This window comes from Moraxella sp., from assembly GCF_030525845.1.
Classification (GTDB): Bacteria; Pseudomonadota; Gammaproteobacteria; order Pseudomonadales; family Moraxellaceae; genus Moraxella.
This window is the reverse complement of the sequence record NZ_JAUNDY010000022.1, coordinates 19,819-29,598: the sequence shown is the minus strand read 5'-3', so window position 1 is coordinate 29,598 and position 9,780 is coordinate 19,819. Positions and strand designations below refer to the sequence as shown.

10 protein-coding genes and 1 pseudogene are annotated in these 9,780 nt (G+C 45.0%); 9 read left to right on the top strand and 2 right to left on the bottom strand.

Annotated features, from left to right (window positions below; translation table 11 throughout):
* Window positions 1-460, bottom strand: a pseudogene (locus Q4B79_RS07995) (phenylalanine--tRNA ligase subunit alpha); the annotation flags it as partial.
* Window positions 461-678: 218 nt separating this feature from the next.
* On the opposite strand from Q4B79_RS07995, the gene Q4B79_RS07990 reads away from it, so the two are divergent.
* The 5 genes from Q4B79_RS07990 to Q4B79_RS07970 all read left to right on the top strand — a co-directional run bounded on the left by Q4B79_RS07990 (window position 679) and on the right by Q4B79_RS07970 (window position 5,044).
* The gene (locus tag Q4B79_RS07990) at window positions 679-1,656 is read left to right on the top strand and encodes a siderophore ABC transporter substrate-binding protein (RefSeq protein WP_303085899.1); all 978 of its coding nucleotides are present in this window, start codon (window positions 679-681) and stop codon (window positions 1,654-1,656) included.
* A gap of 57 nt (window positions 1,657-1,713) precedes the next feature.
* Window positions 1,714-3,228 (top strand): two-component system sensor histidine kinase CreC, encoded by a 1,515-nt coding sequence (creC, locus tag Q4B79_RS07985; RefSeq protein ID WP_303085898.1) that lies wholly within the window; start codon window positions 1,714-1,716, stop codon window positions 3,226-3,228.
* Window positions 3,229-3,316: 88 nt separating this feature from the next.
* Window positions 3,317-3,475, top strand: coding sequence for a hypothetical protein (locus Q4B79_RS07980; protein ID WP_303085897.1), 159 nt, complete (start codon window positions 3,317-3,319; stop codon window positions 3,473-3,475).
* Window positions 3,476-3,531: 56 nt separating this feature from the next.
* The gene (nqrM, locus tag Q4B79_RS07975; RefSeq protein WP_303085896.1) at window positions 3,532-3,789 is read left to right on the top strand and encodes a (Na+)-NQR maturation NqrM; all 258 of its coding nucleotides are present in this window, start codon (window positions 3,532-3,534) and stop codon (window positions 3,787-3,789) included.
* Between the two features lie 85 nt (window positions 3,790-3,874).
* Window positions 3,875-5,044, top strand: a complete 1,170-nt coding sequence (locus Q4B79_RS07970) for an MFS transporter (RefSeq protein WP_303085895.1) — start codon at window positions 3,875-3,877, stop codon at window positions 5,042-5,044.
* 19 nt (window positions 5,045-5,063) lie between these two features.
* On the opposite strand, the gene ykgO is transcribed toward Q4B79_RS07970, so the two are convergent.
* On the bottom strand, window positions 5,064-5,204 hold the full coding sequence (gene ykgO, locus Q4B79_RS07965) for a type B 50S ribosomal protein L36 (protein ID WP_062500454.1): 141 nt from the start codon (window positions 5,202-5,204) through the stop codon (window positions 5,064-5,066).
* A 146-nt stretch (window positions 5,205-5,350) separates the two neighbouring features.
* Here ykgO and bioB point away from each other — a divergent pair, with 146 nt between their 5' ends.
* The 4 genes from bioB to Q4B79_RS07945 all read left to right on the top strand — a co-directional run bounded on the left by bioB (window position 5,351) and on the right by Q4B79_RS07945 (window position 9,740).
* Window positions 5,351-6,385, top strand: a complete 1,035-nt coding sequence (bioB, locus tag Q4B79_RS07960) for a biotin synthase BioB (RefSeq protein ID WP_303085894.1) — start codon at window positions 5,351-5,353, stop codon at window positions 6,383-6,385.
* Between the two features lie 83 nt (window positions 6,386-6,468).
* Window positions 6,469-8,295, top strand: a complete 1,827-nt coding sequence (locus Q4B79_RS07955) for an autotransporter domain-containing protein (protein WP_303085893.1) — start codon at window positions 6,469-6,471, stop codon at window positions 8,293-8,295.
* Window positions 8,296-8,356: 61 nt separating this feature from the next.
* The gene (hemJ, locus tag Q4B79_RS07950) at window positions 8,357-8,782 is read left to right on the top strand and encodes a protoporphyrinogen oxidase HemJ (RefSeq protein WP_303085892.1); all 426 of its coding nucleotides are present in this window, start codon (window positions 8,357-8,359) and stop codon (window positions 8,780-8,782) included.
* A 145-nt stretch (window positions 8,783-8,927) separates the two neighbouring features.
* Window positions 8,928-9,740 carry a leucine-rich repeat domain-containing protein gene (locus Q4B79_RS07945; protein ID WP_303085891.1) on the top strand — a complete coding sequence of 271 codons (813 nt, stop codon included), beginning with the start codon at window positions 8,928-8,930 and terminating at the stop codon, window positions 9,738-9,740.
* Window positions 9,741-9,780: the final 40 nt, after the last annotated feature.

The window sequence follows — 9,780 nt, the reverse complement described above, 5'->3', positions numbered from 1 at the left end:
AATCGCTCTCCACCTCAGGACCTGTCGCCACACTAAATCCCGCTTGCACAAAAAATTGTTTCATCCGCTCTGTGGTGTGTGTGATGGGGTGCAGTCCACCTGTGGGACGGTGGCGTGGGGGGAGCGTGATGTCGATTTGCTCGGCAAGCAGTTTGGCATTTAAGGCTTCTTTTGCCAAGACCGACCCACGCTCATCAAGGGCGGTATTGATGCGAGTACGAAGCTCATGCAGGTACGCTCCGTAAGTTTTTTTGTCATCTGCGGTAAGTCCGCCCATTTGCTTAGATAGGGCGGTAATGGGGGATTTTTTGCCTTGTAAGAGTCCACGAAGCTCGGACAAGGCACTTTCGCTGTCGGCTTGGCTTATCAAGGCAACCACCGCATCGCCAAATTGGATAAAATCGCTTTGTGATAGACTGCTTAATTCATCGGATAGGGGGGGTAGGGTAATGTCGCTCATGATTTTTAGAGATGATAAAAATGAATTATTGTAAATAATTCAGGAAATTTTATCAATATTTTCAAAGGCTTTATGGCTAAAAATTTTGTAATTTGTGATGATTTGTGGGGATTATGGGGGTTTTGATGAAATATATGCTATAAGTTCTTATTTGCATTGATTTATTATCAAAAATTGATTATCATAAGTGGGTTTTGATACCAAATGAGGATAAGACGATGTTTTTAAAAAGAACCTTAGTGTTTTCAGTGGTTGTGGCGATGGGGCTGAGTGCATGCAACCAAAATGATGCCAAGCCAGCCCAAGAAGTAGCCCAGCCACAAGAGAGTGCCAAAGCAGAACTTACCATTCATACTGCGATGGGCGAGGCGAGTATTGCCCAAAATCCTGCTCCGTTGGCGGTGTACGACATGACCGCCCTACAAAATTTAACAGCACTGGGTGTGGCGGTGCAGGGCTTTCCTGACATCAAGGACGACCGTGCCATCATGCTAAATCTTAAAGCGCAAGATGCGGTTACTACGCCCATTGGTACGGTGTTTGAGCCTGATTTGGAAGCCTTACACGCCCTAAAACCCCAAGCGGTCTTTGTTGGTTCTCGCATGTCCAAGCACGCCGATGAGCTTGCCAAAATCGCCCCAACGTATAACCTAACCATCGATACCAATGATGTTTATCAAGCCACAAAACAACAACTGACAGATTTTGGACAGATTTTTGGGAAGGTCGATGAAGCAAATAAGCTCATCGGCGAGCTTGACCAGATGATTGCCGATGTCAAGGCGGTTACAGAGGGTAAGGGGAATGGACTTGCCATCTTGATTAACGGCAATAAAATGAGTGCCTATGGCAAAAATTCACGTTATGGCTACCTGCACACCGCTTTTGGTATTCCGATGGCAGATACTGAGGTTAATAAAAACGAAGAGTCTCACGGTCAGCCCATCGGTTTTGAGTATATCCAAAAAGTCAATCCAGACTGGCTGTTTGTATTAGACCGTACCTCAGCGATTGGCGAGGAGGGGGTGTCCGCTCAAGAGATTTTGGATAATCCACTCATGCATGGCACAAAAGCGTGGCAAAACAAGCAAATTGTCTATGTCAGCCCAGATTCTTATTTGGCATTTGGTGGATATTATCAGTGGCAAAAAGACGCTAAAATCGTCAAAGATGCCTTTACCAAATCTGCTCAATGACCCAGAGTTGATAGATGGGGCGGACTTCGGTTTGCCCCATTTTATTGATGTGTACATATGTTTAATTTTCATGCTTTATTAGACCGTCTATTTTATCGTGCCACGAGTTTTTCGATATTTTTTCGGCTGTGGGGAGCGATGATTTTGGTGGTTTTGGTGCTTGGGGCGATGAGCTTTTATGGCATTAATAAAACCATTCGCCCCTCCGCCAAACGTGTGGTGGAAGATACGCTGGTCGATACCTCAAAGCTTGTGGCACTACTGATTGCCGATGAGGTGGATAAGCTCATCAAGACAGGCGAATCTAAAACGCTAACAGGGATACTGGTAGGGCTAGATGACACGTTATTGGGATTGCCTGATTTTGATGGTAAAAGCTGGTACGATAATAAATCATCTAGCCAGTTTCATCTGTACATCACAGATAAAGATGGGGTAGTCATTTATGACTCGATGGGCGTGAGCGTGGGGCAGGATTTTGCTCGGTGGAATGATGTCTACCTGACGTTACATGGCATGTATGGGGCTAGAAGTACTAAGGTTAATGGGTCAAGCGTGATGTATGTGGCAAGTCCCATCATTAAAGACGAAAAACTCATCGGCGTGGTCAGCATTGGCAAGCCAACACGTAGCTTACTACCTTATCTACATGCCAGTCAGCATGAGCTTATCAAAATCCTCATTGGTGCTATGCTTGTGGCATTGGTGGTGTCGGCATTGGTGGCGATTTGGTTTCGCCATAGCTTGTCTTTGGTGGTGGGCTTTGCAGATAATCTTGCCAAAAAAAGCCGTCCGCACTTTTATCTAGGCAGGGAGCTAAACACCCTAACCGACAGCATAGGACAGATGAAAGATACGCTTGAAAATCGTGCTTATGTCGCTGAATATGTTCACACCCTGACGCACGAACTAAAAAGCCCACTGTCTGCCATTACTGCCAGCAGTGAGCTGCTCATCGATGATATTTCAGAGAGCGACAGGCGAGCGTTTGCCATGCTCATCGGCGAGCAGGCGGGGCGAATGACGATGCTCATTGATAGGCTTTTGACATTAGCAAGGCTTGAACAGCCAACATTTGAGCTTGATGTGCAAATGGTGGACATGCAGGCGATTTGCCAAAATCTGATAAGTCAATACCAACCCAAATTTACCCAAAAATCACTTGATGTCGCTCTCATAGGACGCACCAAAATACAAGGCGATGTGTTTTGGCTTGGTCAGTCCATCGCTAATCTTTTGGAAAATGCCACCACTTATGCCATCAGTTTTGTGCTTGTCGTGCTAGATGAGAGGCGAGTTATGGTGGTTAATGATTGTGAGCTGTTGCCAGATTTTGTGGTAGGTCGAGCCTTTGAGCGGTATTTTAGCATGGGCCATGATAAAAAAGGCGTGGGGCTTGGCTTGCCACTTGTGGCGAGCGTGGCAGAAAAGCACGGTGGCACGGCTGGCTTTTGTCAGATGAGTTTGGCGGAATTTATCAAAACCCTACCCGCCCATCTTGCCAGCCAAATTCCAAATGCTATTAATCATGAACAAAATCTGGTCGTGGTGCAGATGACATTTGAGGCTTGATGATTTTCACAATTTTTTCATAAAAACTTCATCATTTTTTCATTCATATTTTTTACCATATGCTTATTTGAAGTTACGAGGGTAAAATATGATTGGTCAATTAAAGTCAGAGATTATCAAGAATTTGTCGTGCGACTATGTCGAATTTGGGTTTTGGTTGTATGTGCCAGCATGGGGTCTGCTTCTGAGTTTTTGTCATCAAATCTGCCAAAGCATTGAAAAGCTCGATGACAATGCACTTTTGTGATTTATTTTTTTGTTAAAATGGTCTATACTGATACGGTTGGTTAGCGGAGTTTTTTTATGTTTGAACAGTTTTTGCCGATATTTTTGGTAACCTTTGGGGTGTTTGTGTTGTTTTTTTTGTTGATGGGTATTGGTTATCTTATCCAAAAAAAGCCCCTAAAAGGTTCGTGTGGCGGTGTGGCTACTTTGATGGGTGATGAGTATTGTCAGTTTTGTGGTAACGACCCAAATAAATGCGAGAGCCTGACCGAAGAGGACAAGCAGGCGATGCTTGCCAGTCGTGATAAGCTCGCTAAAATCGCCAAAGAGATTTGAAAAATTTAAAAAAGGGCAAGGTTGCCCTTTTTTATTGGGTGGAATTTTTGTAAAATCTAGATTTTCTAAACGCACGGTTGCCACCATGTCAAAACCAGCCACCACCCTGACGCTATTGATAGTCCTGCTTATCTTATCCGCCGTGAACATGCGTTCTCCGATAGTCATGCTAGGCTCGCTAGCACCGACACTCATCGAGGTGCTGGGCTTGTCGGTGTCTGCCATTGGGGTTTTGGGGGCGTTGCCGATGCCGACATTTGCACTGGGAGCCTTAGTTGCTCCTATGCTCGCCAAACGCTTGGGTTTGGAGCGTGTGATGATGATGAGCATGGCGATGCTTGCAACAGCGGTGCTGCTTCGTGTGTGGGTGGGTGTGAGTGGGTTTTTTGTGGGGACGTTGGTGCTGTCTCTTGCCATTGGGTTTTTAAATGCACTAACTGCACCGCTCATCAAAAAATACGCCCCCAATCACATCACGCTCGCCACAGGGGTGTTTAGCCTATCGATGTCGGTGTTTGCTGGCACGTGTGCTTTTGTGGTTGTGCCGATGGTGGGAGGTGTGGGGTGGCAGGTAGCCCTATCGTGGTGGGGGGTGTTTGCGGTAGTGGCACTGGCTCTTTTGGCGATGATAAATAAAATGACCTCCCATCATGCCATTGACCATACAGCCCATCTTGAACACATCTTTAACCCATGGAAAAACGCACAGGCGTGGTATCTGGGGGTGTATATGGGCATACAGTCACTATTGTTTTATACGGTAGCGAGCTTTTTGCCGTCCATTGGTGTTGGGTATGGCATGACAATGAAACAGGCTGGCGGATTGGCACTGTCTTTTCAGATGGCAGCACCTGTGGCGATATTGTTATTGACATATCTGATTAAACGAGGGCTATCTATCAGGGTGGTCGCACTGGTGGCAAGCCTTGCCAATGTCATCGGTGTGGGTGGCGTGCTGTGGGCTTCATCGTATCTGTATCTGTGGTCGGCGCTGATGGGCTTTGGGGCGGCGGCGATTTTTACGTTATCCTTGATGTTGTTTTCAATTCGCACCAAAAGTTTGGAGGCGGCACGAGATTTATCAGGCATGGTACAAGCGGTGGGGTATGGCGTGGCGTTTTTTGGTCCACTGGTTTTGGGAAGATTGTTTGAAAAAACAGGGGCTTGGGAGCTGTCTTTGCAGGTGTTGTTTGGGCTGATGTGCGTTAATGTGGTGTTTGGATATTTGGCAGGGCGGTCGGACAAGGTCGACTAGGTCATACCGCCCCATCTGGTTATTTGCGTTTTTTACCGCCTTGTACCGCCTTAAAGCGAGGATTGGACTTACAAATCACAAACGTGCGACCACGACGACGCACTACTTGACAGTCTTCATGACGGTTTTTGGCGGATTTTAGAGAGGAAAGGACTTGCATGGTAGCTCCTAGATGGTGGTTAAATAAAACGTTATAATATATCAAAAACAACTTAAAATCAAGCATGATGATAAAAACCATCTCATATACTTGACGATTTGGTATTTTAACTTTACAATTGTTCACTATTTTTATGGAGAAACGTCATGCCACACATCAGCCGTCAGGACATCGCTCGCCTTTTTGATTTGCCCTTTATGGATTTGCTCATGCAAGCCCAAAGTATCCACCGCCAACATTTCCCTGCCAACGAAGTACAAATCTCCACGCTTTTATCCATAAAAACAGGCAACTGCCCTGAGGATTGTGGTTATTGCAGTCAGTCGGGACATCATAGAGATAAAGTGGGACTAAACCCCGAAAAACTCATCGCCATTGAAAAAGTGGTGCAAGAAGCCAAACGAGCAAAAGCAAATGGTTCATCTCGCTTTTGCATGGGAGCGGCGTGGAAACACCCACAGGATAAGGATTTGCCGTATTTGACCACGCTCATTAGCGAAGTCAAGGCACTTGGTATGGAAACTTGTATGACGCTTGGCATGCTTTCGCCTCATCAAGCCCAAACATTGGCAGACGCAGGGCTGGATTATTATAATCACAACCTTGACACATCACGCAACTATTATGACAGTGTTACCACCACTCGCACCTATGATGAACGGCTGGCAACGTTGGATTATGTTCGTCAAGCAGGGATAAATGTGTGTAGCGGAAGCATTGTCGGTATGGGCGAAAGCCGTGCAGACCGTGTGGACTGGGTGTATGAGCTGACCCAAATGCCTGTACCGCCCCAGTCCATTCCTGTCAATTTGCTTGTACCCATCAAAGGCACGCCACTTGGCGATAAGGTGCTGACAGAGGGTCGGCTATCCACGATTGAATGGATACGCACGATTGCCGTTACTCGCATTTGTTGTCCAACGAGCGTAGTGCGACTGTCAGCAGGGAGAGAGAGTTTGACCGATGGCGAGCAGGCTTTGGCATTTATGGCAGGGGCAAATTCATTCTTTTATGGCGATAAATTACTCACCACCACCAACTCGTCCATGAGTAATGACGACCATTTAATGAAAGAATTGGGGCTAACCGCCAAAACCGCCCACCCCAAACCCAAAATCATCAATGCCATGACAGGTCAAGCCGAGCAAGATTTATCCGCCCATTGTCCCTTATCCGCCTAACGTTACCAACTAAAAACACTTGTACAATGGTGTAAATATTGTTAAACTGCACCAGTATTTTTTCTTTTTAAAGGACTAGATTGATGAAAAAATCCACCCTATTTAGATTATCCGCCATCGCTCTTGGTTTGTGTGCCAATGCGGTTTATGCTAACGAGTATAGCCAAGTTGTCATTTTCGGAGATAGCCTGTCGGATACTGGTCGTATCAAAGAACTGGCAAACCAAGAAATCCCTGCATTAGGCGGTCTATTACAGCCATCATTTACCACCAATCCTGACCCTGTGTGGACAAGTCTTTTGGCAGAGGCTTATGGTAAAACCGCCATCGCCAACACCGCCGAAAATCCCAACGGCACAAACTATGCGGTGGGCGGGTCGCAGTCAGCTCGTACTGCAACTTGGGGTGGCACTCCTGTACAAATTCCAACGACCGCCGAACAAATCAAAACCTATCTAGATAAACACAACCAAAAAGCCGACCCCAGTGCCCTATATGCAGTATGGATTGGGGCAAATGATTTGTTTTATGCCATCGAGCATGGTGGTGGTTTGGCACACGCCAACAAGGCGGTTACAGATACCGTAGGGGACATTGAAAAACTTCATCAGGCAGGAGCGACTACTATTTTAGTACCCAACATTCCTGATTTGTCTTTGACACCACTCATACACAATACTGCGCCCAACGCCAAACCGCAAGTACAACTTCTCACTCAGATGTATAACAAAGGCGTGTTTGACGCATTAAATCAATCCAACGCCAACATTATCCCTGCCAATACCTTTGCACTTTTGCAAGAAGCTTATGCCAACAAAGAAGCTTTTGGGTTAAGCGATGTTACTGGTACGGCTTGTAAAGAAACACCACCCATTCCACACACCTCATCATCATTGGCATGCAACAAAACCAAACTGGTCTCGCCCAACGCAAACGACACGCACATGTTTGCCGACCTAATCCACCCAAGTGGCAAAACGCACCGCATTTTGGCTCAATATTATCGCTCCATCATCGATAGTCCCGTTCAAGTAGGACAATTATCCCAAAATATCCTAAACACAGGCTCCACCAATGACCGTCATTTATATCGCAAGCTCAACCAGTTAAGTGGCGATAACCACAGCGTATGGGCGGACATTCATGTTGGCGATGATAGCCCACTCACTACCGTTGGTGCGGATATTGTGGGGGAAAATCACCATACTGGGGTATACATCAGCCATCAAAACCAAGATTATCAGCTGGCAAACACCCTAAACGCCAACACAAAAAATGTCGGCTTTGGTGTGTATCATCGTCATGATTTTAACAAAATTCGCCTCAATGCAAAAATTGGCGTAGACATGCTGTCAGTGGATACTCAAAGACACATCGCATGGGAGGGCGAAAACCGTACCCATAATGCAAAAACAGATGCCAGACGTTTTCATGGTGGCATACAAGCAGGATATGCCCTTGATGTCAATAAACTTACCGTACGCCCTTATGTTGGTGTCAACGCCCAAAAGGTAAGAGTGGGTGCACTCGCCGAAAATAATGCCCATCTATCCACCGCCATGCAGTTTGGCAAACAAGAAATCAAATCTTTACAAGGCGAGCTTGGACTTGATGTTGATTACCTCATTCGCCCCAACATGACTTTGACGGGCGGTATCAGCCACGCTCACGAGTTTAAGGACAGCCAACGCACCATTAACGCCACCTTATTATCCGTACCTGAATATGCTCGTGGATTTAATACCGCCATCACAGGCGACAAAGTTCATGCCACTACCGCCCATGTGGGTATAACCAGTCAGCTCAAATCCGCCACCATTGGTGCAGGGGCATACATTACTCATCAAGATGGCAAAAACGATGGCAACACCCAAGCAGGCGGCAAGCTAAGTGTGGCATGGAAATTCTAAGTTGCTTTAAAATTGACATAAAAAGTGGTATCATGCCACTTTTTATTTTGTCTAATTTGCCATGTTTGAATACATCAAAGCCTTTCACGTCATTGCGATGGTTTGTTGGTTTGCGGGGATTTTTTATTTGCCACGCTTGTTCGTCTATCATGCCATGAGTGATGATAAAATCAGCCAAGACCGCTTTGCCCTCATGGAGCGTAAACTCTATCGTGGCATCATGACTCCTGCGATGATGGCGACTTGGATATTGGGGCTGTCAATGGTGGTGATGAATTGGCAAATTTACAAAACGCAAGGCTGGCTACACGCCAAAATTACCCTTGTGATTTTACTAACCATCTATCATGTGATGTGCGGACGTTTTCGCCTCAAACTTATCAATAATCCCCGCTTTAAAAGCCACGTCTACTGGCGATGGTTCAACGAAGTACCTGTATTTATTCTGATCGCAGTGGTGATTTTGGTGATTGTTAAGCCTTTTTAATAATTTTTACAAGAAAGATTAAATAATAAAAGTTTGCAAAGATGATTGATTTTTATCTATGATATGCTATGATGTTTGTATTGGTGGATAATATTTGATTTTAACGTAATATTGGTTTTGTTGGATTTGCATTAAGGAGTTGCAAGTGAATTGTTTTTTGCATAATAATACAATAAACGATACGACATCACACAAAGAAACTGTGCATGGTAGTGATTTCTTGTTTAAAAAATCAGACATCACTGAGCTGGATTTGGAAAATCACGATTTAACTGATGTAGGCGTGCTTTCGGATTTGACATGGTTTACTTCTGTGAATTTGGGGTATAATCAAATCAGCGACATCTCGCCTTTGGGTGGATTGACTCAGCTTATGCATGTGCGACTTAGCAATAATAAAATTGTGGATATTTCACCATTGGCAAAACTGACCAGATTGCAACATATATTTTTGGCAAATAATCAAATTTCTGATGTATCCGCTCTATCCACTCTTGGTCGCTTACAAACCTTAATTCTCTCTGATAATAAGATTGCTGATATCTCGCCGTTGTCAAGGCTGTATTTGATGGAGTCTTTATGTCTTAGCGGTAATGCCATCAGTGATATCTCTGCACTTGAAAAGGTGGGGTCTTTGGGGGATTTTACCACGCTTGATTTATCCTATAATCAAATCAAACACATTGACGTGTTATCAAAATTTACAGGATTGATTTCATTAGGACTTCGTGCCAATCAAATCGGCGACATCTCGCCATTGACAAACATAACCACACTCAAAGAGTTGTTTTTGGGGCGTAATCAAATCAGCGATGTTCGACCACTTGCCAATCTTAAACATTTGACATGGCTTGGGCTAAAAGGCAACCCCATCAGCATAGAAGATGTGGCATGGCTTCAAGAGAGATTGCCAGAGTGCAATATTTGCTTTGGCGATGAATGTGATGATTTGGATTGATTTATTATAAAAACACGCTTATGATGGGCGTGTTTTTGTT

What these genes read in the sequence shown, in the direction of transcription:
- Q4B79_RS07990 (WP_303085899.1), top strand. Translation starts at nt 679, where the DNA reads ATGTTTTTAAAAAGAACCTTAGTGTTTTCAGTGGTTGTGGCGATGGGG.
- creC (WP_303085898.1), top strand. Translation starts at nt 1,714, where the DNA reads ATGTTTAATTTTCATGCTTTATTAGACCGTCTATTTTATCGTGCCACG.
- Q4B79_RS07980 (WP_303085897.1), top strand. Translation starts at nt 3,317, where the DNA reads ATGATTGGTCAATTAAAGTCAGAGATTATCAAGAATTTGTCGTGCGAC.
- nqrM (WP_303085896.1), top strand. Translation starts at nt 3,532, where the DNA reads ATGTTTGAACAGTTTTTGCCGATATTTTTGGTAACCTTTGGGGTGTTT.
- Q4B79_RS07970 (WP_303085895.1), top strand. Translation starts at nt 3,875, where the DNA reads ATGTCAAAACCAGCCACCACCCTGACGCTATTGATAGTCCTGCTTATC.
- ykgO (WP_062500454.1), bottom strand. Translation starts at nt 5,204, where the DNA reads ATGCAAGTCCTTTCCTCTCTAAAATCCGCCAAAAACCGTCATGAAGAC.
- bioB (WP_303085894.1), top strand. Translation starts at nt 5,351, where the DNA reads ATGCCACACATCAGCCGTCAGGACATCGCTCGCCTTTTTGATTTGCCC.
- Q4B79_RS07955 (WP_303085893.1), top strand. Translation starts at nt 6,469, where the DNA reads ATGAAAAAATCCACCCTATTTAGATTATCCGCCATCGCTCTTGGTTTG.
- hemJ (WP_303085892.1), top strand. Translation starts at nt 8,357, where the DNA reads ATGTTTGAATACATCAAAGCCTTTCACGTCATTGCGATGGTTTGTTGG.